This is a genomic window from uncultured Roseobacter sp. (assembly GCF_947493125.1).
GTDB lineage: Bacteria > Pseudomonadota > Alphaproteobacteria > Rhodobacterales > Rhodobacteraceae > Roseobacter.
In genome coordinates, this window is record NZ_CANLQB010000009.1 from 16,230 (window position 1) to 38,904 (window position 22,675).

The 22,675-nt window shown below is 64.8% G+C and carries 22 protein-coding genes and 1 tRNA gene; 15 read left to right on the plus strand and 8 right to left on the minus strand.

The window, feature by feature from the left end; genetic code table 11:
• Nucleotides 1-25 precede the first annotated feature (25 nt).
• From Q1A71_RS18585 to Q1A71_RS18610, 6 genes are read left to right on the plus strand one after another with little or no spacing between them, the layout of a single operon-like run.
• Nucleotides 26-2,704 (plus strand): molybdopterin cofactor-binding domain-containing protein, encoded by a 2,679-nt coding sequence (locus tag Q1A71_RS18585; protein ID WP_299680600.1) that lies wholly within the window; start codon nt 26-28, stop codon nt 2,702-2,704.
• Nucleotides 2,701-4,185: a 6-hydroxynicotinate reductase gene (locus Q1A71_RS18590; RefSeq protein WP_299679954.1), complete on the plus strand. Its 1,485-nt coding sequence runs from the start codon at nt 2,701-2,703 to the stop codon at nt 4,183-4,185. Before Q1A71_RS18585 ends, Q1A71_RS18590 begins: the two co-directional genes overlap by 4 nt.
• 5 nt (nt 4,186-4,190) lie before the next feature.
• Nucleotides 4,191-5,051: a UPF0280 family protein gene (locus Q1A71_RS18595; RefSeq protein WP_299679957.1), complete on the plus strand. Its 861-nt coding sequence runs from the start codon at nt 4,191-4,193 to the stop codon at nt 5,049-5,051.
• Nucleotides 5,044-5,625, plus strand: a complete 582-nt coding sequence (locus Q1A71_RS18600) for an amino acid synthesis family protein (protein ID WP_299679960.1) — start codon at nt 5,044-5,046, stop codon at nt 5,623-5,625. Before Q1A71_RS18595 ends, Q1A71_RS18600 begins: the two co-directional genes overlap by 8 nt.
• Nucleotides 5,622-6,206, plus strand: coding sequence for an amino acid synthesis family protein (locus Q1A71_RS18605; RefSeq protein WP_299679963.1), 585 nt, complete (start codon nt 5,622-5,624; stop codon nt 6,204-6,206). Before Q1A71_RS18600 ends, Q1A71_RS18605 begins: the two co-directional genes overlap by 4 nt.
• 3 nt (nt 6,207-6,209) lie before the next feature.
• A complete protein-coding gene (locus tag Q1A71_RS18610) occupies nt 6,210-6,653 on the plus strand; it encodes a MarR family transcriptional regulator (protein ID WP_299679966.1) in 444 nt (147 codons plus the stop codon).
• A 3-nt stretch (nt 6,654-6,656) separates the two neighbouring features.
• On the opposite strand, the gene Q1A71_RS18615 is transcribed toward Q1A71_RS18610, so the two are convergent.
• Complete coding sequence (locus tag Q1A71_RS18615) at nt 6,657-7,820, minus strand: amidohydrolase family protein (RefSeq protein ID WP_299679969.1); 1,164 nt, start codon at nt 7,818-7,820, stop codon at nt 6,657-6,659.
• A 164-nt stretch (nt 7,821-7,984) separates the two neighbouring features.
• On the opposite strand from Q1A71_RS18615, the gene Q1A71_RS18620 reads away from it, so the two are divergent.
• From Q1A71_RS18620 to Q1A71_RS18660, 9 genes are all read left to right on the plus strand, one after another.
• Nucleotides 7,985-8,794: a ferredoxin--NADP reductase gene (locus tag Q1A71_RS18620; RefSeq protein ID WP_299679972.1), complete on the plus strand. Its 810-nt coding sequence runs from the start codon at nt 7,985-7,987 to the stop codon at nt 8,792-8,794.
• A 193-nt stretch (nt 8,795-8,987) separates the two neighbouring features.
• Nucleotides 8,988-10,055 (plus strand): aromatic ring-hydroxylating dioxygenase subunit alpha, encoded by a 1,068-nt coding sequence (locus Q1A71_RS18625; RefSeq protein ID WP_299680602.1) that lies wholly within the window; start codon nt 8,988-8,990, stop codon nt 10,053-10,055.
• 27 nt (nt 10,056-10,082) lie between these two features.
• A complete protein-coding gene (locus tag Q1A71_RS18630) occupies nt 10,083-11,294 on the plus strand; it encodes an ABC transporter substrate-binding protein (protein ID WP_299679975.1) in 1,212 nt (403 codons plus the stop codon).
• Between the two features lie 85 nt (nt 11,295-11,379).
• Nucleotides 11,380-13,236 carry an ABC transporter permease gene (locus Q1A71_RS18635; RefSeq protein ID WP_299679978.1) on the plus strand — a complete coding sequence of 619 codons (1,857 nt, stop codon included), beginning with the start codon at nt 11,380-11,382 and terminating at the stop codon, nt 13,234-13,236.
• Complete coding sequence (locus tag Q1A71_RS18640; RefSeq protein ID WP_299679981.1) at nt 13,236-14,015, plus strand: ABC transporter ATP-binding protein; 780 nt, start codon at nt 13,236-13,238, stop codon at nt 14,013-14,015. The genes Q1A71_RS18635 and Q1A71_RS18640 overlap by 1 nt, the downstream gene beginning before the upstream one ends.
• A complete protein-coding gene (locus Q1A71_RS18645; RefSeq protein WP_299679984.1) occupies nt 14,008-14,709 on the plus strand; it encodes an ABC transporter ATP-binding protein in 702 nt (233 codons plus the stop codon). The genes Q1A71_RS18640 and Q1A71_RS18645 overlap by 8 nt, the downstream gene beginning before the upstream one ends.
• Before the next feature lie 171 nt (nt 14,710-14,880).
• Complete coding sequence (locus tag Q1A71_RS18650; RefSeq protein WP_299679987.1) at nt 14,881-15,339, plus strand: GNAT family N-acetyltransferase; 459 nt, start codon at nt 14,881-14,883, stop codon at nt 15,337-15,339.
• Nucleotides 15,340-15,380: 41 nt separating this feature from the next.
• Nucleotides 15,381-15,457: transfer RNA gene (locus tag Q1A71_RS18655), tRNA-Arg, on the plus strand.
• A 229-nt stretch (nt 15,458-15,686) separates the two neighbouring features.
• Nucleotides 15,687-16,055, plus strand: coding sequence for a hypothetical protein (locus tag Q1A71_RS18660; RefSeq protein ID WP_299679990.1), 369 nt, complete (start codon nt 15,687-15,689; stop codon nt 16,053-16,055).
• Between the two features lie 131 nt (nt 16,056-16,186).
• Here the strand turns inward: Q1A71_RS18660 and Q1A71_RS18665 are convergent, their stop codons facing one another.
• From Q1A71_RS18665 to Q1A71_RS18695, 7 genes are all read right to left on the minus strand, one after another.
• Nucleotides 16,187-17,158, minus strand: coding sequence for an endonuclease/exonuclease/phosphatase family protein (locus Q1A71_RS18665; RefSeq protein ID WP_299679993.1), 972 nt, complete (start codon nt 17,156-17,158; stop codon nt 16,187-16,189).
• 51 nt (nt 17,159-17,209) lie between these two features.
• The gene (locus tag Q1A71_RS18670) at nt 17,210-18,700 is read right to left on the minus strand and encodes a hypothetical protein (protein ID WP_299679996.1); all 1,491 of its coding nucleotides are present in this window, start codon (nt 18,698-18,700) and stop codon (nt 17,210-17,212) included.
• A complete protein-coding gene (locus Q1A71_RS18675; protein ID WP_299679999.1) occupies nt 18,687-19,460 on the minus strand; it encodes a methyltransferase domain-containing protein in 774 nt (257 codons plus the stop codon). Before Q1A71_RS18675 ends, Q1A71_RS18670 begins: the two co-directional genes overlap by 14 nt.
• Complete coding sequence (locus tag Q1A71_RS18680; protein WP_299680002.1) at nt 19,457-19,843, minus strand: GtrA family protein; 387 nt, start codon at nt 19,841-19,843, stop codon at nt 19,457-19,459. The genes Q1A71_RS18675 and Q1A71_RS18680 overlap by 4 nt, the downstream gene beginning before the upstream one ends.
• Nucleotides 19,843-20,793: a glycosyltransferase family 2 protein gene (locus tag Q1A71_RS18685; protein WP_299680005.1), complete on the minus strand. Its 951-nt coding sequence runs from the start codon at nt 20,791-20,793 to the stop codon at nt 19,843-19,845. The genes Q1A71_RS18680 and Q1A71_RS18685 overlap by 1 nt, the downstream gene beginning before the upstream one ends.
• 160 nt (nt 20,794-20,953) lie before the next feature.
• On the minus strand, nt 20,954-21,253 hold the full coding sequence (locus Q1A71_RS18690; protein ID WP_299680008.1) for a DUF4387 family protein: 300 nt from the start codon (nt 21,251-21,253) through the stop codon (nt 20,954-20,956).
• Complete coding sequence (locus tag Q1A71_RS18695) at nt 21,246-22,601, minus strand: acyclic terpene utilization AtuA family protein (protein WP_299680011.1); 1,356 nt, start codon at nt 22,599-22,601, stop codon at nt 21,246-21,248. Before Q1A71_RS18695 ends, Q1A71_RS18690 begins: the two co-directional genes overlap by 8 nt.
• Between the last annotated feature and the right edge of the window lie 74 nt (nt 22,602-22,675).

Sequence of the window (22,675 nt, forward strand, 5' to 3'; positions counted from 1 at the left end):
CTTCCGGCTCAATCAGGCGGATGTGATGGCCGCGCCGGCGCCCGGCCAGCGCCTGTCCGAAGTGTTGCGCGAGGAGCTAGGAGCCCGGGATGTGAAGGTCGGCTGCGATGCCGGCGATTGCGGGGCCTGCACTGTCCTGCTCGATGGCCAGCCCGTCTGTGCCTGCCTGACGCCGGCGCATCAGGTGCAGGGCCGCGAGGTCGACACCTGGGCCGGGCTTTATGAAAGCGATCCGACGGCCAAAGCTCTGGTGCAGAGCTTCAGGGGCCACGGGGCGGCGCAATGCGGGATCTGTACGCCAGGGATGATGATCTCGGCGACGGCGCTTCTGCGCGCGCGGACCGCGCCATCGGAAGAGGAGGTGCAGGAGGCTCTGGGTGGCGTGCTGTGCCGCTGTACCGGGTATCGCAAGATCATTGACGCCGTGATGGGCGTGCCTGCGATGACAACGGAAGAGAGCGACCGGGTCGGGGCGCCGATCCCGCATGTGGATGCGGAGGCGAAGATGTCGGGCGCGCTGGCCTATGGCGACGACGTGGCCCACGCAGGCTGCCCGGAGATCGTTGTGATCCGCGCGCCATATCACCATGCGAGGTTCGACTTCGGCGATCTGGACGGCTTTGCGGCGGCGCATGGCCTCGTGGCGATCCTGACGGCGGCGGATGTGCCGGGGCGGAACCTCTTCGGCGTGATCCCGCAATTCGTCGACCAGCCTGTCTTTGCAGAAGGGACGACGCGGTTTCGCGGCGAGGCGGTGGCGGCCATCGTCGCCGCGCCGGAGATCCTCGCAGGGCTCGACCTTGAGAGCTTCCCTGTGACCTGGCACGCTCTCCCGGCTGTGAACGACATACAATCCGCGCAGGCGCCCGAGGCGGCAGAGCTTCACGCGGGCCGCGCGCAGAATGTGATGTGCGGCGGGTTTGTCGCGCGCGGGGATGCCGAGGCTGCGCTGGCACAGGCCGATGTGGTGGTCGAGGGGCGGTTCCGCAGCGGATTTGTCGAACATGCCTATATCGAGCCCGAGGCCGGTTTTGCCCAGGTGGTCGAGGGCCGCCTTGAAGTGCACGCCTGCACGCAGGCGCCGATCATGGACCGCGAGGCGCTGGAGGTCATTCTGGGGATGGACGCCTCCCGGATCCGGATCGTGCCCACGGGCATCGGAGGGGGCTTTGGCTCCAAACTGGATCTGACGGTGCAGCCGTTTCTGGCCATCGCGGCACTCAAGACCGGGCAGCCGGTGCGGATGCGGTATGCGCGCGTGGAGTCGATGCAAAGCTCGACCAAGCGCCATCCGTCGGACATCACGCTGCGGATCGGCGCAGACCGGGATGGCACGATCCGCGGTGTCAGCTTCTATGGAGAGTTCGACACCGGTGCCTATGCCAGCTGGGGGCCGACCGTGGCCAATCGTGTGCCGGTGCATGCCTCCGGGCCATATGCGGTGACGGATTACCGCGCAGAATCCAAGGGCATCCATACCAACAACCCGCCTGCCGGGGCCTTTCGGGGCTTTGGCGTGCCGCAGTCCGCCATCGCCCAGGAGAGCCTGTTTGACGAGCTGGCGGAGAAACTGGGCCTCGATCCTCTGGAGTTCCGGATAGCCAATGCGCTGGAGAACGGCGTGCCGACGGTTTGCGGGCAGGTGTTCGAGCAGGGCGTGGGGATCAAGGCCTGCCTGACGGCCCTGCGGCCTGCCTGGGCGCGGGAGCGTGCCGAGGCGGCGGCCTTCAACAGCCGCAACGCGACGCTGAAGCGTGGGGTCGGCGTTGCGGGGGGCTGGTACGGCTGCGGGAATACGTCCTTGCCGAACCCGTCGACGATCAAGTCAGGGATCACGCCCGATGGTCGCGTCGTGCTGCATCAGGGCGCCGTGGACATCGGGCAGGGCTCGAACACCGTGATCACCCAGATCTTTGCGCAGGCGCTTGGCGTGCCGGTGGCGCAGGTCGCGCGGGTCGGGGCCGATACGGATATCACGCCGGATGCCGGCAAGACCTCGGCCTCGCGCCAGACCTATGTGTCGGGCAACGCGGCTGAGCGGTCCGGCGCGGCGTTGCGGGCGCAGATTCTGGAGAAGATCAACGTGGGCCCGGATGCTGCCCTGAGCCTCGCGCCCGGTGCGGTGCTGGCCGAAGATGCGGAAGGGGTGCACGCGCTGGATCTCTCGGAGATGCCCTTGGATGCTCATGGCTATGTGTTCTGTGCCGAGGAAACCTATGATCCGCCGACGGAACCGCTGGATGCCAATGGCCAGGGCGCGCCTTACGCGCAGTTTGGCTATGCGGCCCATCTGGCGGTGGTCGAGGTCGACACCGAGATGGGCACGGTCAGACCGGTCCGCTTTGTCGCGGCGCATGATGTGGGCCGGGCCATCAACCCGATGCTGGTGGAGGGCCAGGTGCACGGCGGAATTGCGCAGGGGCTCGGCATGGCGCTGATGGAAGAATACATCCCCGGACGCACCGAGAACCTGCACGACTATCTGATCCCGACCATCGGGGATGTGCCGCCCATCGAGACGCTGATCATCGAAGAACCCGACCCGCATGGCCCCCATGGGGCGAAGGGGTTGGGCGAGCATGTGCTGATCCCAACGGCGCCCGCACTGCTCAATGCGATCGAGGCGGCGACGGGTGTGCGGCTAACGCAGGTGCCCGCCACGCCTGGGCGGGTGCGCGCGGCCATTCTGAAAGGCGCGTCATGAAAGACGATCTGAAGCCCGAGAAGATCCGCTGCGATGCCTGCCCGGTGATGTGCTACATCGCTGACGGCAAATCCGGCGCCTGTGACCGCTATGCCAACCACGGCGGGACGCTGGTGCGCCTGGACCCGCTGACGATCATCCAGAATGCGGATCAGAAGCTGGTGCCCTTCATGCCGAGCGGGACGGAGGATCCGTGGGATGGCGACATCATCAAGGGCGGTCGCCCCTTCGTGACGGCGGTGGGCGCGGGCACCACGTACCCTGATTACAAGCCCGCCCCCTTTATCGTGAGCCAGGATGTCGAGGGGGTCGACATGGTTACGGTCGTGACCGAAGGCATTTTCAGCTATTGCGGTGTGAAGGTGAAGATCGACACCGACCGTCATATCGGCCACGAATGCGATGTCGTGCGGGTCGAGGGCGAGCCGATCGGGCATGTGACGACCTCGGAGTACGGCTCCAAGATGCTGTCGCTTGGCGGCGTCGAACACCTCACCGGCGGGTCCAAGAAGGAAGGGCGCGTGACCTGCGATGCGCTGATGCGGCTTTGCAACCGCGAGGCGGTGACCATGGTCATCGGTGAGCCGGGGCATGAGACCGAGCTGGTGGTGGAGGCGGGCAAACCGCCGATCATCAATGGCGTGACCGAGAACCTGATGCGCGTGGGCTGCGGCTCGGCCACCATCGGGATGTTCCCCAAGCAGTGGATCGGCCATGTGGATGAGGTGGTTGTCGTCGATGACCATATCACCGGTGTGCTGTCCGAGCATGAGACCGGCAAGCAGCTGGATGTGCCGGCCACGGGGATCAAGATCAAGGGCCGCCGGTCGACGCCCGGGCGCTACTTTCAGGTGGCCGAGCCCGGCACCGGCTGGGGTGGCACGGATATCGAGGATCCGCTGACCATCCTTGGGCCGTTCAATCCCAAGATCGCCTGGGAGGGGTTGCGGCTGTTGATGGTGTCGACCACCGGGGAGCAATACGCCTATTTCGAGCTGGACGCCGATCTGGCGCCCCGGCCCAGGCCTGCGCCCGCACAGCTGAAGGCCTCGGCGGATCTGATCGCGGAGAACTGCGAGCCGTCGGTCTGTTCGGTGCTCTTCATGGGTGGCGCGGGTGGCAGCCTGCGGGCGGGGGTGACGGAAAACCCGGTGCGGCTGACCCGCTCGGTCAAGGAGAGCCTGACCCATGTGTCCTGCGGCGGGGCCGATGCCTATGTCTGGCCGGGTGGCGGGATCACGGTTATGGTGGATGTGCTGGACATGCCGACACAGTCGTTCGGATATGTTCCGACCCCGGCGCTGGTGGCGCCGATCGAGTTCACCCTGCGCGTCAGCGACTATGCCGCTCTGGGCGGTCATGTGGATCACATGAGGGCTGCGGATGACGTGAACCGCGACGCGGCCCGTCACGTCGCACAGAACGACAGCGCGCATGACCCGATGGCGCGGCGCAACTTTCGCTGGTCCGGGAAGGGGTGAGCGGCGTGGGGCTGACCGCGCATCTTCTGCCCGACGGGCAGCGCCTGCATCTGCAGCACGGGCCTATTGATCTGATCATCGGCGCGGAGGGGCAGCGGCGGGTGGCGTTCGAGGCGGCGGTGGCCCGTTTTGAGACCATTCTGGACGCATTGGTCGCCGAGTTGCCGGCCCTGCGGGCCGAGATGTCTCAGGCCCTGGCGATGCCGACGGGGGCTGTTGCCCGGCGGATGCACAGGGCGGCGCTGGGCGTGCCGGGGGATGTCTTCTTCACCCGCATGGCCGCCGTTGCGGGTGCGGTGGCGGATGAGGTTCTGGCGGCAATGGTGTCGCAGGCCGAGCTGGCGCGGGCCTTTGTGAACAACGGCGGCGACATCGCGCTGCATCTCGAGGGGGATGCGCAGTTTCGGCTGATGATGTCGGACCATACCGGGCGCGGCTTGGGCCGAATTGTCCTGCGCGCGGGGGAAGGTGTCGGCGGCATCGCCACCAGTGGGCGGCACGGGCGCAGCCACAGCCTCGGGATCGCCGACAGCGTCACGGTACTCGCGCCCTGCGCCGCGCAGGCGGATGTGGCGGCCACCCTGATTGCCAACTCGGTTGATCTGCCGGGCCACCCGGCCATACGCCGCCGTCCGGCGAACGCGCTGATGGAGGACAGCGACCTGGGCGCGCGGCCTGTGGTGGCGGGCTGCGGACCCCTGACCGACGCCGAGTGCGCCCGAGCCTTGGGCGCGGGCCGCCGCGTCGCGGATGCCTTCACCGCGGCGGGTCTGATCACCGACGCCGCCCTGTTCCTGCATGCCCATGCCGATCTGACAGACGGGCCGCGGCTTTCCGTGGCCGACAAGGAGCCCGCCCATGCCTGACATTCTCCTCCGCAAGACGGCCTTTTCGGTCGAAGAGATCTTTCACGAGGGTGGCCCGGCGCCCGACCGCGTGCTGAAACGGGCGGCGGGCATCGCCGTGATCGAGAACCCCTTCGCCGGCAGGTATGAGCCCGATATCCAGTGGTTCATGGATGACCTCAAACCGCTGGGGCTGTCGATGGCGCAGCGGCTGGTGGACCTTTTGGGCGGGGCTGCACAGGTCGAGGGTTATGGCAAGGGCGCGCTGGTCGGCGAGGCGGGCGAGCTTGAGCACGGCGCGCTCTGGCATGTGCCGGGCGGCTATGCGATGCGGGAACTGCTGGACAATTCCAACGCCATCGTGCCGTCCACCAAGAAGGTCGTGGGCGTGGGCGGGCGGCTGGATGTGCCGATCACCCATATCAACGCCTCCTACGTGCGCAGCCATTTTGACGCGATGGAGGTGGGTTTGAGCGATGCGCCCAAAGCGGGTGAGATGGCGCTGGTGCTGGTCATGACCACGGGGCCGCGGATCCACGCGCGGGTGGGTGGTCTGGCCGTCGCTGATATCGAAGGAAAGGATGGTCTCAGATGAGTGCGAAGATCCGAAAAATCGCCGTCACTGTGGAAGAAACGCACATCGAGATTGGTCGTGCCATCTCTCCGGCGACCCGCAAGGCCGTCGCGGCGGCGGTGATCGAAAACCCTTTTGCAGGGCACTATGAAGAGGACCTGAGCCCGCTGATGGAGATCGGTGCGGAGCTGGGCGCACTTCTGGGCCGGAGATGCGTGGAGGCGCTGGGGATCACGCCGGAACAGGCGGAGAGCTATGGCAAAGCCGCGATGGTCGGCGAGAATGGTGAGCTGGAGCATGCCGCCGCGCTGCTGCACCCCAAGCTCGGCGCGCCGCTGCGCAAGGAGGTTGAGAAGGGTGCTGCCCTTGTGCCCTCATCCAAGAAGATGGGCAGCCCCGGTCAGGTTCTGGACGTCCCACTGGGCCACAAGGACGCGGCCTATGTGCGCAGCCATTTCGACGGGATCGAGGTCCGGCTCAATGATGCGCCGCGGGCCAATGAGATCCTCGTGGCTGTCGCGGTCACCGACAGCGGGCGCCCCTTGCCACGGGTGGGGGGCCTGACGCATGAAGAGGCCGAGGGCAAAGACGGATTGCGATAGGCCATGAGCAAACACGCGGAGACTGTGACGCTTGACCCGGACTATGTGCTGGACGAGCAGATCGGGTATCTGCTGCGGCTGGCAGGCCAGCGCCATGCGGCGATCTTTCAGGCGCAGATCTCGGACGGGCTGACGCCGACGCAGTTTTCGACCCTGATCCGGATTTCCGAACACGAGCAGGTATCGCAAAACCACCTGGGCCGCCTGGCGGCAATGGATGTGGCGACGATCAAGGGGGTGGTGGACCGGCTCAAGGCCAAAGGTCTTGTGGCCGCCAAGCCCGACCCCGGCGACAAGCGGCGATCGAACATCTGCCTGACAGAGACGGGGGCTGCGCTGATTGCGGACCTCAAGGCGGATGGGCTGCGGATCACCGAAGAGACGCTGGCCCCGCTCTCAGCCGGTGAGCGCAAGACCCTTGCGCGTCTCTTGCGCAAGATCTGCTAGCGGTTACCTGACCGCCTCGGGGAAGCGGTTCGCCGGGGGCGTGTTGCGCGACCGGGTGGTGCGCACGATGCCATCGATGATCGTCATGCCGACCCCGGGCAAATTGCCCTGCTCCACGCTTTCCAGCATCGTCTTGCCCGGCGAATGCTGGGCCTGATCGAGCAAGACGAAATCCGCCGCATAGCCCTTTTCGATCAGCCCCACATCCAGATTGCGCTGCCGGGCCGTGTTGCCGGTGCCAAAGCAGAAGGCCTGCGCCGCGGGCACGTTGCCGAAGGCCGAGAGCATGGCGATCATCCGCAAGATCCCCAGGGGCTGCACGCCGGACCCGGCAGGCCCGTCGGTGCCCAGGATCACCTGATCCAGCTTGTCGAGTTCGCGCGCGGTGTTCACGGTCAGCACGCCAGCGCGCTCGTTTCCGTTGTGCACGATCTCGAAGGCGGAGCTGCAGGTCTCGCAGAGGCAGATGATCTGATCGTCTGGCAGGGCGGAATGCCCGCCGTTGATGTGACCGATCACGTCGGTGCCGGTTTCGATCACCATATCCGCATCAATCAGGCCCGATCCGGGGATCGACGGGCCGCCGGTGTGGATCGTGGACTGCATCCCGTATTTGCGGGCCCAGCTGACCATCTGCTGGGCGGTCTTGCCGTCCTTGACGGTGCCGAGGCCAACCTCGCCCAGATACTTGACGCCCGCCTTGGCCATCTCGGCAAAATCCTCCTCGACCATGCCTTCTTCGATCACAGGGGCGCCCGCGTGAACCTTGACGCCGGAGGGGCGGAAGTTCTCGTACCAGCGCTGTGCGGCGATCGACATCGCCTTCAGGCCGACGATATCCTTGGGGCGCCCCGGCATATGCACTTCACCGGCCGAGATCATCGTGGTCACGCCGCCGTGCAGCGTGCTGTCGATCCAGTGCAACTGCTGCTGGCGCGGGGTGTAGTCGCCCACAACCGGGTGGACATGGCTGTCGATGAGACCGGGCGCCAGGGTGACCCCCTTGGCGTCGACCTCGCTTGTGGCGCCGTCGCAGTCTAGGTCGGTCTCTGCACCCCAGGCTTCGATCCTGCCATCCACGGCCACGAGGCAATCCCCGTCGAAGATCGGGTCTTCGAACTTCCCCGACAGGATCTGACCGATATTCCGTATGACCAGCTTGTCCATCGCGCCCTCCGCATATTTGTTTGTATGCCAACATACTCCGCGACTGCGCGTCAAGCCAAATAGCGCGGCGCATCCAAGCTTGACAGCGGTGGGACGGGCTCGCTAAGACTGGTATAAAGTCGTTTGTATACGAATGAAATATCGATAAAGCGAAAGGAGAGATCATGGCCCTGGATTCCACGCAGACATCGGACGGGTTCCCGATCCCCGCCGGGGTCTTCGCCCAGACGGTCACGGAGGTCGCGCATTACACCGACCGGCTCTTCAGGTTCCGCATCACGCGGCCTGCGTCCTTTCGGTTCCGGTCCGGTGAGTTCTTGATGATCGGGCTGCCCAATGCGGAAAAGCCGGTGTTTCGCGCCTATTCCGTGGCCTCGCCCAGCTGGGACGACGCGTTGGAGTTCTATTCGATCAAGGTGCCGGGCGGGCCGCTGACCGAGCACCTGCAGAAGATCAGGGAGGGCGACACCGTGCTGATGCGGAAGAAACCGACGGGTACCCTGGTCCTTGATGCGCTGTTGCCGGGCAAGCGGCTCTGGATGTTCTCGACCGGAACGGGCATCGCACCCTTTGCGAGCCTGATCCGCGACCCCGAGACCTATGAGAAATTCGACGAGGTGATCCTGACGCAGACCTGCCGAACGGTGGCCGAGCTGCGCTATGGGCAGGATCTGGCGGCGGCGGTGAAGGAGGACCCGCTTGTGGGCGAGATGGCGCAGCGGCTGCGCCACTATTGCACGGTCACCCGCGAGGACTTTCCGGTGCGGGGCCGGATCACCGATCTGATGGCGTCGGGCCAGCTCTTCAACGATCTGGGCGTTGACCCGATCACGCCCGAGAGAGACCGCGGGATGATCTGCGGATCAATGGAAATGCTGAAGGACACCAAAGCCGCCCTGGAGGGATTTGGACTGGTCGAAGGGTCGAACAACCGGCCCGACACTTTTGTCGTCGAGCGCGCGTTCGTTGACTAGGATCAGAGCCCGTCTGGTGTGACGGTCGAGCGGGTTCTGGCCCGCTGTCGATATGGTTTTGAGATCAACGCCCAAGGGATAACCACACCGCAGCACAGCACCAATAACATTCGTACGCTAACAATTTTTGTTTGACAGAAAATGATTAATGTCCCTCAATGTTCTGAAAAAGCATCAGGGAGCGGAAGACGCAATGGGGTTCGTGCGAAACAGCTGGTACGTAGCGGGATGGTCGACGGAGTTCGCCCATTCGGTACAGCCGGTGGAAATTGTCGGCATCCCCCTCGTGATGTTTCGGGACAGCCGTGGCGCCTTGCACGCGCTGGAAGACCGCTGCCCGCACCGGCTGTTGCCGCTGTCCAAGGGCAAGCTGGTCGGCGATGCGATCCAATGCGGCTATCACGGCATGACCTTCGATGGCTTCGGCACCTGCGTCCGGGTGCCCGGGCAGGACAACACCCCAAAGAGTGCGAATGTCCCGTCCTTCCCGGTGGAAGAGCGGCACGGTGTTGTCTGGGTCTGGATGGGCGACCCCGCCGCCGCCGACCCGGCCGCCATTTTCGATATTCCCGAGCTGTCGCAGGACGGCTGGCACCTGCATCACGGCGGGCACCTGCATATCGAGGCGCATTATCTGAATGTGGCTGAAAACCTGGTGGACCCGGCGCATGTGAGCTTTGTGCATCCCACGACGCTGGGCAATGCCTCCTCGGAGGACATCCCGGTGCATGTCTCCACCTCCGGCTCGATCATCCGGGCCTGGCGCTGGATCCGCGATGCGCCCCCCGTCGGGTTCTTCCAGGCCTTTGGCGGCTTCGACGGCAATGTCGACCGCTGGCACTATTACGATTTGCATCTGCCCTCGACGGCGGTGATCGATTTTGGCAGCATCGACACATCGGAGAACTGCCCCGAGGACGAGCGCCATCGGGGCGTCCGCGTCTTTGCCCTGCACTTCGTCACGCCGGTGAATGAGAACGAGACCATCGACCACTGGATGCACCTGCGCAACACCGCCGTGGGGGATGAGGCTGCCTCGGCTCGGATGGACGCCTTGCTGGCGGCGGCCTTTCAGGAAGACAAGGACATCCTCGAAGCGATCCATATTGCAGAGCAACGGCCCCAGACCCGCAGACCCGTGCGGATCGCCATCGACAAGGGCCCCAATGTCTACCGCAAGAGAATCAGAGAGCTGATCGAAGCGGAAGCTGTCGAAGATCTGGGCGAGCCCGTCGCCCCTGTCTTCGTCCAACATGACTGACGTCATCGCCAACACGGAGAGAACTCTATGAAGCGCAAGACCTTTTTGAAAACCCTGCTGGGCGTGGCCACTCTGGCCGCGCTGCCGCTGGCCAAGGTGGCGCATGCCGAAGACCCGATCATCATCGGCGAGATCAACCACTACAAGCGCCTCGCGGCCTTTGCCGAGCCCTACAAGAAAGGGATCGAGCTGCGGCTCAAGGAGGTGAATGCCGCCGGGGGCGTTCTGGGCCGCCCGATTGAATTCGTCTTCCGGGACGACCAGGGCAAGCCCGGTGAGGCGATCAAGATCGCCGAAGAGCTGATGACCAGTGAAGGCGCTGTGATGCTGACCGGGACGATCCTGTCGAACGTGGGCCTCGCCATCTCCTCCTACGCGGCGGAGAAGGGTTATGTCTATCTCGCCTCCGAGCCGCTGGCCGATGCGCTGGTCTGGAGTGCGGGCAACCCCTATACCTTCCGCCTGCGCGCCTCGACGTACATGCAGGCCTCGATGCTGGCCGAGGCCGCGGCCAAGACCGATGCCGTGAAATACGCCACCATCGCGCCGAACTACGCCTATGGCAAAGATGCCGTGGCGGCCTTCAAATCGGCGCTGACCAAGCTGCGCCCGGACGTGGAGTTCGTCGCAGAGCAATGGCCGGCGGTCTTCAAGATCGACGCGGGCGCCGAGGTTCAGGCGCTGGAGCGCGCCAAGCCCGACGCCATCTACAACGTGACCTTCGGCCCGGATCTTGCGAAATTCGTCCGCGAAGGCACTGATCGCGGGCTTTTTGACGGGCGCAACGTCTATGGTCTGCTGTCTGGCGAGCCGGAGTACATCGACCCGCTTGGCGAGGAGGCCCCCGAAGGTTGGACCGTGACGGGCTATCCCTGGTATGATCTTGACAGCGGGCCCGAAGGCGAATTCGTGGCGGCCTATCAGGCCGAATACGATGATCACCCCCGCCTTGGGTCTCTGGTCGGATACATGACCGTGCAGTCCATCGTCGCAGCCCTGGAAAAAGCCGGATCGACCGAGACGGAGGCGATCCGTGCGGCCTTTGAGGATCTGCAGCTGGCGACACCCATGGGTGAGATCACCTACCGCTCCATCGACAATCAATCGACCGCGGGTGCCTATGTCGGCACGACGACGGTGCGCGACGGGCGCGGCGTGATGGTCGACTGGGAGTACAAGGACGGCGCGGACTACCTGCCGTCGGATGAAGAGGTGCAGGCGCTGCGGCCTGCCGAATAGGTCTCGGCGCCTCCGGTCGCGCCAGGCGGTGGCGCGCGGCCGGACGCATCCTCTCACGATCTGAAATCGAACGCAGGTAGGCCTGATGGAGTTTTTTGTCGCGCAGGTTCTGACAGGTCTGGCCAATGCCAGCTCCCTGTTTCTTGTGGCCTGCGGATTGTCGTTGATCTTTGGCGTCACGCGGATCGTGAACTTCGCGCATGGCAGCCTCTACATGATCGGAGCCTACACCGGTTACAGCCTCATGCAGGTGCTGCCGGGGGCGGTGGGGTTCTGGGGCTCGATCCTGATTGCGGGGCTTGTGGTGGGCCTCGTGGGGCTGCTCATCGAGATCCTGGTGCTGCGGCCCGTCTATCGCGCGCCGGAGCTTTTTCAGCTGGTGGCGACCTTCGGGGTGATCCTGGTGATCCAGGATCTGGCGCTGCTGATCTGGGGGCCGGAAGACCTGCTGGGTCCGCGCGCGCCGGGCCTGCGCGGTGTCGTGCGCATCATGGGCGAGCCGATCCCGAAGTACGACATTGCGCTGCTGATCATCACGCCTTTTGTCGCCGTGGCGCTCTGGTATCTGATCACCAAGACCCGTCTGGGCGTGCTGGTTCGGGCCGCCACACAGGACCGGGAGATGGTCGGTGCGCTTGGCGTCAATCAGTCCTGGCTCTTTACCGGCGTGTTCGCGCTTGGCTCGGCGCTCGCGGGGCTGGGCGGCGCGCTGCAACTGCCCAAGGGCGGGGCCGATCTGCTGATGGATTTCAACATCCTCGCGCCTGTTTTCGTAGTCGTGGTGATTGGCGGCATGGGCTCGTTGCCCGGGGCCTATCTGGCGGCGATCATCATCTCGGTGCTGAACGTCTTCGGCGTGTCCTACCTGCCGGAATCGACGCTGGTGCTGATGTTCGTCGTGATGATCGTGGTGCTGATGATCCGCCCCTATGGGCTCTTTGGCCGCGAGGAAGTCGCCGGAGAGCATGGGCAGGTCGGCGAGCCGGAACGACCCATCAAACCCGCCTCCAACACCGTGCGAATGGTGGTCGCGGCAGGCTTGGTGCTGCTGGCACTGTTGCCGCTCTATGGCTCGCACTTCTCACTGGTGCTGATCACCGATGTGCTCATCTTCTGCCTCTTCGCCGCCTCCCTGCACTTCCTGCTCGGCACGGGCGGGCTGGTCAGCTTTGGCCATGCGGCCTACTATGGCGGTGGGGCCTATGTGGCGGCCCTGCTCGTGACCCATGTGAACAGCCCGATGGAGCTGGCCTTCCTCTTGGCCCCCGTCGGCGCCGGGCTGGTCGCGCTGGCCATTGGCTGGGTCTGCCTGCGCCTGACCGGCGTCTATTTCGCCATGCTGACCCTCGCCTTTGCCCAGCTGATCTGGAGCCTTGTGTTCCAGTGGGGCGATGTCACCGGCGGCGATGACGGTCTGGTCAACATCTGGCCTGCGGAGTGGCTCAAGGCCACGACGGTCTATTTCTATTTCACGCTCGTGATTGCCGTGTCGGGGATCCTGATCCTGCGCCATGTGGCGCATTCGCCCTTCGGTTACGCCCTGCGCGCGGCGCGTGACAGTGAGCGGCAGGCCGAAGCAACCGGCATCGACACCCGCAAAGTCCGCCTTCTGGCCTTTGGGTTCGCCGGGTTCATGGGCGGCTTGGCGGGCGCCCTTTTCGTCTTTTCCAAGGGCAGCGTGTTTCCCAATGAGCTGGAGATCGCCCGCAGCTTCGACGCGCTGATCGTGGTCTTCCTCGGCGGTGTCAAAACGCTCGCGGGCGGGGTCGTGGGTGCGGGCTTCTTCAAAGGGATAGAAGAGGTGCTGATCCGTTTTGAATACTGGCGCCTGCTGATGGGTCTGTTGATCATCTTCGTCGTGATCGCGGCGCCGGATGGCGTGGTCGGCTCCCTGCGCAAGGGGCTGGAGCGCGTCGGGCTGCGCAAGGTGGAGGATCAGTGATGAGCGCGGTTCTTGAGACCAGGGGGCTGACACGGCACTTCGGCGCGATTGTTGCGGTTGACGATGTCTCCTTCCAGTTGCACAGGGGCGAGCTGCTGGCCCTGATCGGCCCGAATGGCGCGGGCAAGAGCACGTGTTTCAACATGCTGATGGGGCAGCTGAAACCGACCGAAGGCCAGGTGCTGCTCGACGGGGAGGAGATCACCGGACTGCTGCCGCGACAGGTCTGGCGCAAGGGGGTGGGCCGCACCTTTCAGATCACCGCGACCTATGCGTCGATGACGGTGGTGGAAAACGTGCAGATGGCGCTGCTGTCCCATCACGGCGAGATCCTGCGGTTTCTGCCCTTCGCCACGCGGCAGTACCGGGAGGAGGCGCTGGCGCTGCTGGATCTGGTCAGCATGGCGGATCAGGCGGATCGTCATTGCGCTGTGCTGGCCTATGGCGATCTCAAACGCATGGAGCTGGCAATTGCCCTCGCGCATGACCCCAAGGTTTTGCTGATGGATGAACCCACGGCAGGCATGGCACCGAAAGAGCGCGTGGGTCTGATGAAACTGACCGCGGATATCGTGCGCTCGAAGGGTGTCAGCGTCCTCTTCACGGAGCATGACATGGACGTGGTCTTTGCCCATTCCCACCGGATCATGGTGCTGAACCGCGGCGCGTTGATCGCCGAAGGCACGGCCGAGGAGATCCGCACCAATACGACGGTTCAGGAGGTCTATCTCGGCGGCGGCACCGTCTTTGCCGATGAGGGGGGTGCGGCCCATGCTTGAGGTCGACCGCATCAACAGCTTCTACGGCAAGGCCCATGTTCTGCGCGATCTCAGCCTTGACGTGCCCAAGGGTGAGGTGGTCGCACTTCTGGGCCGCAATGGTGCCGGTAAGTCGACGACGATGAAATCGGTGATGCAGATCGTGCGGACCGCCTCCGGCTCGGTCCGCTTCGAAGGGCAGGAGATTTCCAGACTGCCGCCGCACAAGATCGCCAAACTCGGCGTCGGGTATGTGCCCGAAGACCGCCGGGTTTTTTCCGACCTGACCGTGGTCGAGAACCTGATCGTCGGCTACCAGCCGCCGCGGGAGGGCTCCGTCACCTGGACCCGGGATATGCTGTTCGACCTGTTCCCGAACCTGGCAGAGCGGCGCAACAACCGCGGCAAGGCGCTGTCGGGCGGCGAGCAGCAGATGCTGACCATCGCGCGGACGCTGATGGGCAACCCCTCCCTGGTGTTGCTGGACGAGCCCAGCGAAGGCGTTGCGCCCGTGATCGTCGAGCAGATGGTGCAGGTGATCACCCAACTCAAATCGGAGGGGCTGACGGTTCTTCTGTCCGAGCAGAACCTGCATTTTGCCCAGGCGGTGGCAGATCGCGCCGTGATCATCGAAAGCGGCGCGCGGGTTTACCACGGAACCCTGGCCGAGCTGACTGCAAATCCGGACATCAGGGATGCGTATCTCGCCGCGTAGCCGGGATCGGGCGAGGGGGAGCGGCAGAGTCGTCTCTCCGCATTGGCGCGCCACCACCGGTTTGCCCGAACAGCCAATGTTGTCTTCGGTCCGGATTTGCGGGATCCTGTGCCCGGTCTGGAGGGGGCCGCGCCGGGATGCTCCCGGGACGATGAGAGGTGCTGGACTGCGATGAGTTTTGATGTCACCCGGGCCGAGGTCAGCGAGCCGGATGTCGCGGCCCTGCTGGCGCGACACTTCGATCTGATGCGCGCGCAATCCCCACCCGAGAGCTGCCATGTGTTGCCGGTGGATGATTTGGCACAGCCTGATATCGCCCTCTTTGCGCTGCGTGAGGACGGGGCCTTGTTGGCCATTGGCGCGCTGCGGGAGTTCGGCACATGGGGCGAGGTGAAATCCATGCACACGGCGGAGGCGGCGCGCGGGCGGGGCGTGGCACGTGCCCTGTTGGACGTTCTGATCGCCGAGGCGCGCGCGAAGGGCCTGCAACACCTGAGCCTTGAAACCGGGTCCGGCCCGGAGCATGCGGCGGCACGGACGCTTTACGCGCGGGCGGGCTTTGTCGACTGCCCGCCTTTCGGCAGTTATACTCATGATCCGCTCAGCCATTTCATGACGCGCGCCATCTGAGGCTTGCGTGGACCGCTCCGCTGCGGCATGAACGCAGCAGCGGTCCCTTAGCTCAACTGGATAGAGCAGCTGACTTCTAATCAGCAGGTTGAGGGTTCGAGTCCTTCAGGGATCGCCATCTGCCTAATGGTTCATGATGTGCAGCGGAGTCTTTCTCGCCGCGCCAGAGAGCGCGTTGAGCCAAGCCATGTTCAGGCTGCGATACACCCCCAAGCGTTTGGCATTGGCTCTACCTCAGGTTCATAAACTTAACCAAAAATTGCAAAACTCCGGGGCTCGGTTTGATATCCAGCACCGTCTGGCGTATGTCCCGGCGCCGTAACCAGTCGATTTGGTGAGGAAAAACCATGAAATTGCCTATGTCGCTGCTCGCAGCGTCCTTAACGATTGCCGGCTGTGCGACCATCACAAACGACGAAAACGTCCCGGTGGCGTTGTCGTTTAGCGACGGAAGCCGGGGGACCTGTTCGCTGTCCAACACCCGAGCCACCTACACCGTCGATATGCCCGCCACCCAGATGGTGCGGCGCGCGCGCAGTCCGCTCAGCTATGATTGCACGACGTCGAGCGGCAAGACTGCCAAAGGCATCATTCCGAGCGCGATCGAAGGTGGCAAGGTCGCTGCCAGCGTTGTTTTCATCGACTTTGGCATAACCGACGCCATTACGGAGAAAGGGCGCACCTACCCGGCGAGTTTTGTGATCCCGATCCGGTAGGTAGACGTGCCGGGGCCGACAGGCGAGGGCGAGGCCAGCTTTTGAGCATCACGAAAACTGGCTGAGCGCACAGCTGGCTGGAACCTCAGGATCGTCGTTGCCAGCACAAGTGTTCCAACATGCCTCTGGGCTTACGGATCCAGCCCGGTCACGGTGATGACGGCTTTCATCGGAAAATGATCCGAGCCGACGTGCTCCAGACGCCCGAAGGACACCAGCTCCACCCCTTTTGTCAGGTAGAGCTGGTCGATGGGAAAGCGCATGATCCAGGAGTTGGCATCAAAGCTGGGCAGCAAACCGCGGCCGATGCGCGGGTCGCGAAAATCGCCATAGTCCTTGAACCGTTCGGAGGTGCGCGACCAGGCGACGTCGTTGAAATCACCCATGGCGACGACAGGCAGCAGGGTCCGGTCGGCAAGTTGTGCGGCGCGTTTGATCTGGGCATCACGCTCTTCGGTGTCGGTGCCTGGCACAGGCGGTTTCGGATGCAGCCCGACAAAGAAGAAATCCCCGGTCGGCGCGGTCAGCTGGGCCAGCACGGCGGGCGTGTCGTCGTCGCTGAGAAACACCATCTCGGCGCGGGTCACCGGCAGGTTGGTGGCAAAGACCGCGCCATAGTAGTTCGGCAGCGGATGACGCAGCACCGTCTCGTAGCGCGCCAGTTGCTCCTCCACCGCATCGACCCAGGCCTGATCCGTCTCCATCAGGAAGAGCACATCCGGTGCCTCCCGATCAATCAGCGCGCGCAGCCGGTGGTGATCCGTGTTCTCCATCAACACGTTCACGGAGAGGATCGACGCCTGCTGCGCGTCCGGCGTGCCCGGTACCAGCGTCAGTTCGGGCTGGACGAGTGGCGTGTAGGGCAGGATGCGGTACGTCTGGTAGAGCGCACAGCCGACGAGCACCACCGCGGCAAGCTGGGCTGCATGGCCCCCGAGCCAGATCCCCAGCGCCGCGGCGAGAAGGGCGACCCCTGCGATATGGACCCGCGGGAAGTCCCAGCCCCGCACCCACCACTGGACGCTGTGTGTCAGGGGCGCCGCCGTGGTGAATAGTACAGCGGCCACGAGCAGCCAGAAAATAAGGGAGAGGCCGAACGCCATATGTGGAATGCCCTTTTGTCGTCTCCGGCGCGCCGAGAGCGCACTCACATATCAACCAGATGAGTCCGATATGGTTCCCGATTGGTAGCCCGAGATGGCGGAAGGGTCCATCGGCGACAGATCACGTTCCGGGACGATCAGAACTGTCACCCCGTCCATCGGCAGCACTTGCCAGGTGGCGCCGGTTTCCATGGGGCGCGGCACCGCGCTACAGTCGGCGGCCGGCAGGTCACAGAGGATTGGCGTATGCCCGCTGAGCTGCTTGATGCGATAGTGGAGCGCGAATTCGGATTGGATCGTGGCACTGCGTCCCGCGTCGCTCTGCATCGCGCGTCCGAATACATGGACCGGCCCCGGCAATCGCGCCAGCTCGGCACCGACCGCCCGGGTCTGCGATTGCCACGTCTGAAAGCCGACATAGCGTTGGTGCGCCACGATACCGTAAGCCAGCGCGAGCATCAGGCCCGTGATCAGACCGAGCCGCAACAAGGGCCGCTGCCCCTGGTTGAGCAGCTGGGCGGCGCGGATCACGATCACCGCGTATATCACCCATGCAAAGATCATCGCGCGTGACGGCACCAGAATGCCGAGCTTGGCGGCCTGCAGCGTGATCAGAGCAAGACCTGTCAGAAGCCCGGCACCGAGATAGGCCAGCTCCATCGGAGCCCGGCGGGTCATGATGACACCGGCCCCGACCAGCACAGCGGCATGCACGGCCAGCAGCTGGGGCGCGCCAAGGGTGATTTTGTTAAGAAACTCTGCGAAGCTGCGCCACACCCAGTCGAGATTGCCCCAGAGCCCTGCAAGACCCTGGGCAGGCTCCGCCTGGCGCCAATCGGCCAGCGGCACACCGAAGACACCGTGCACGTGCCAGTTCAGCGCGTAGGTGATCAGCACCGCGCCGACAAAGCTCGCGCCGAACAGCATCAGAAGGCCGATGAGATCGCGCGGGGACCGCCGCTCGGTCCCCGCCAGGCAAAGGGCCAGCAGCAGCAGCGGGTAGGTCGTATAGGCCATGAACGTGGGCACCACAAAGAGCGGCAACAGCAGCCGTGCCGTGCGCTGCGGGGTGCAACAGACCACGACCCCATAGAGTGCCACCAGCGCGAGACCCGGCAGCAGAGTGTTGAACCAGCCGGAGATCAGCGTGGCCGGGGGGGCCACGAGGATCAGCACGGCCATCAGGGCCGCGACCGGCAGCGACCGGTCCTCCCGCGTGGCGACAACGGCCAGGGCGGTCGCATAGACCGCCCAACAGATCTGGTAGAGCGCGAAGTTCAGCCAGGCCGGTGTGATCACCTCGCGCAGGTGCCAGAGGTAGTTGAGCCAGCGCCCCTCGTGCAATGTCTTGTTCCAGAACATCTCCGGCTCCCCCAGAAGGGCGGGGAAGTCGTCATGTCGGATCATCGGGTCCAGCAGGTTGGGCAGAGAGACGAGGAAGATCACCGCGAGGGAGATCCAGAACACCGGGTTGATCCGCAGGCGTGAGGCTGCCCGCGCCTCTGTCATCTCCGTAACCGCCATGAGATCAGGCCGATACATGTGCCCGCTGCGCCGCCTTGCGCGCCCGCAGGCTCAGCACCGCCGCGCGCAGTTGGGCCATGCGGGTCACCGCGGGTTGCGGCAAATGGCCGAGCAGTGCGCAGCGCAGCCGCCACAGCGCATCACCGCTATTTTGCACCTTGGTGCCACGCGGCACCTCATGGCGCAGGATATCGTCGGACACCCCGGCGCGCCCCGCGTCATTCATATAGAGAACGGCGTTATAGCGATACCAGGGCGCGACCGTGCGGTCATCTTTCAGATGCGGGCGCAGACAGTCATAGGCGCGATACCCCCGCGCCTCGAAGAGCCCCTGCCAGTAGGACAGCGGGCGCTCGTTGACATGAAACTCGCCCCCCTGGCCCACGACGGCGGCTGAAAACAGCACCCGGTCAGAGGCGGTGGTCAGGCTCTCCACCAGCGTCTCGGCGGCAGTGGCGGGCAGGTGTTCGCCCACCTCCAGGCTCTGGGCCAGATCGAACCGGCGCCCGGTGTCCAGCGGCCGGGTCAGATCAACGGGCAGAAACGCATCCCGGTCGATCTCCAGCGTCTCCGGGTCCACGTAGTCGCCATCGGCGCCCAGCACCTGCGCGGTGCCTGCGCGCCGCCATTCGTCGAGCCAGACGCCGCGCCCGCAGCCAAGGTCGATGACGCTTGCGGGGCGCAGCAGCGGGAAGAGCAGGCGCGTCACACGTTGCGCCGATGCGCGTGCGCTGGCGTCGATGTAGTCAAAGAAGGTGTCGCTGTAGATGTGGCTCACGAGGCTGTCCTTCCGGTCTGCCCGGTTGCAAAGACCCAGGTGCTCATGATGATGTAGTTCTGAACCGGCAGGACCACGGTCACCAGCGCGGCGGCGGCCCAGTCGGCCAGCGCGAGGGCGGGGCCAAGCCCGCCGGTGATCAGCATCGAGGTCAGAAACCCGAGCGCCACCATCGCGCCGAACCGTCCAATCTGTGTCGGGTTCATCAGTCGCTTGCGGAAGGTGAACCCGGCCTGCCCGACGTACTGCAGGCACACCGCGAGCCCGAAGGCCAGGGCGTTGGCCCAGATGCGCGGCAGATCGAGGCCGAGGAAGCCGAGATAGAGCAGCAGATAGCTCGCCGCAGCGAGGCTGCCGATCAGGGCAAAGCGCGCCAACCGCATCAGGCCGACTTCCGCAGGGCGGCGGATGGCGTGTCCCGCAGCTCTTCGCTGACGAAATAGAGCGGACGGTTCTTCGCCTCAACATAGAGGCGCCCGATGTATTCACCCATGATCCCCAGTGTGAGCAGTTGCACGCCCGAGAAGAAGCTGATCGCCAGCACCACCGAGGCCCAGCCGGGCGCGGTCTGGTAGAGAATCAGCGAATAGGCCACATAGACCGCCATCAGCGCCGTGATGCCGAGGCTGGCAAAGGACAGCCGGGTGGCGAGTTTCAGCGGTTTGGTCGAGAAGGACGTCATCGCGTCGACGGCAAAGCGCAGCATCGCGCGGAACGGGTACTTCGTCTCGCCCACCTCGCGCGGGGCGCGGGTGTATTCGATGCCGATCTGCCGGAACCCGACCCAGGCGAACATGCCGCGGATAAAGCGCGCCCGCTCGGGCATGGCCAGCACGGCATCCAGTGTGGTGCGGTTCACCAGCCGGAAATCGCCGGTGTCGCGCGGGATCGGCACGTCCGACAGCGCGTTCAGCAGGCGGTAGAAGGCATAGGCGGTGGCGCGTTTGAAGAGGCTCTCGCCTTGCCGTTCGATCCGGCGGCCATAGACCACGTCATAGCCCTGATCCATCATCGACATCATGTCGCCGAGCAGCTCGGGCGGGTCCTGCAGATCGGCGTCGAGCATCATGATCCGCTCACCGGTGGCGGCTTCGAGCCCGGCGGTGAGCGCGATCTGATGGCCCCGGTTCGCCGAAAGCCGCACGCCGACGACATCGGGGCAGAGCAACCGCGCGTCTTGGATGGCCTCCCAGGTGCCATCGGTCGACCCGTCATCGACGAGGATGATCTCGGAGCTGTCGCACCACGGCGTGATCGCCGCCGACAGCCGGGCCACCAGCGTCGGGATGACGTCTTCTTCGTTCATGCACGGAACGACGATGGACAGATACATGGTGCGGCCCCGCAGCTTCCTCAGTGCAGTCGAGGCTAGCTCTGCAATGCGGTCGGAATAAGGCAATTTCCGCACCAAACTGCGGAAGAGGCGCGCCGAGATTGTGCACCAATCGGAAACATAGCGTTTTCAGAATTGCGCATCGTGGGGCGAAAAATCTTTAGATATCAAGATCTCCGACCAGCGCGGCCCAGGATGCACCGTGCATGTCGCGGTCATCGACGGCGCCTTGCACGGCAGGGCGTGGCAGGGAGAATTTCACCACATTGAGATCCGGCATATCGAAGCGCTTGATCGTCTGGCTGTCGGCTTCAAAGACGGCGGCGATCCTTGCGGTCTCCAGGTCCCGGACCACGCGGGCATAGGCTTCGGGGCTGCCGCAGAAGATGTCGATGGTCAGCCAGAAGGGTCCCGCGTTCTTGCTGCGGACCTTGGTGACGAGGGTGCGGAGCTCAGCCAATGTCGATGACCTCCAGCCGGAAGGCGTCCATCGGGTCGCTCAGATACAGCACATGGTGCAGCACGAACTCATAGACCACGCCCTGGTGCATGTCGGGCGGCGAGAAGAGGAAGGCGAAGGTGGGCTGCTCCTCCTCCTGCGTCAGCGGATGGTGCAGCAGGTAGGGGTTCAGCAGCTTGCCGATCTCGGCGGCCTGCTCTTCGGTGGGCGCGGTGATGATCCCGATCACACCGATCTCCACCGGGTCGCCGGACCGTGTCTCCAGCGCGCCGAAGCTGGCGGAGTGGCCGATCAGGCGGATCTCCAGCGTGAAGTCCTCGGCTGCGATGTCCATGCGGTCGAGGATCTTGGCGCTGCATCTGGCCACGATGTCCTCGGCCCATTGGGCCGCATTGGCCACGTAGTGCGGATCGCGCAGCAGCGCCATCAGCACCGTGCGGCAGCCCGCGGGCCGCGCGCCTTCGAGCTTGACGGTGTAGCGGTCGGCGGGCACCCATTTTGAGCCTTCGACGCGCACCGAGGTCTTGTCGAGCGCGGTATAGCGCGCGCCGGTCACGTCCAGATGCCCGCCGGGTTCATGCAGGATGAAGGGGTCGGAATTCTCATAGAGCATATGCGCCGAGACCGTGTGCGGGCTGGCATGGGCCCCATCGGCCAGCGGCGTCACGGTGAATCCGGTGTCGTCGAAGTCGATCATGATGACACCGGATTGCGGGTTGGTGGCACAGAGCGCACCACATTCGCCGATCTTGGCCCCGTGCCAGGCGCCACCCGCGTGATCCCCGCGCATCAGCGGCAAGGCGGCGATGATCGCCGTGTCGGTGGTGCGCCCGGCGATGATGATGTCCGCGCGGGTCTGGAGGGCCGCTGCGATCTGCTCGGCCCCGGCCAGCGCCACGATGTTGGAGCAGGCGCGGATGTCCTGCCCGGTCACCTCGGGTGCGCCAGACAGAGGGACGATCTCGCCCGCCTCGTAAGCTCGTGCAATGCTGCCGGGATCCTGCGAGGACCGGAGCACCGCCACTTTCAGCGGTGTGCCCTGTTCGGTGGCGATCTCGCGGGTGATGTCGAGCATCCAGTCTGCGGCGCTGTCCGTCCCACAGGTCCCGGCGGTGCCAATGACCAGGGGCACACCGGCCTCGGCGCGGGCTTTCATCAGTCCCGCCCACTCGAGTTTGGTTGAGGCGCGCGCGTATTTCGACACACCACGCCCAAGATAAGAAGGCCCGCTGTCGGTGGAGCCGCCATCGATCGCGATGATATCAGGATTGGCTGCAATGCCCCGGGCAAGGGCATCCGCGTCATAGTTCAAGCCCAGAGCGCCGGAGGGGATCAGAACCCGGGTCATGAGGACGAACCGTTGAGCGAAGCGCGGGAGGCCGGTGCGCAAGCGGGCGCGGGCCAAGGCCCGCGCCCGCTTGC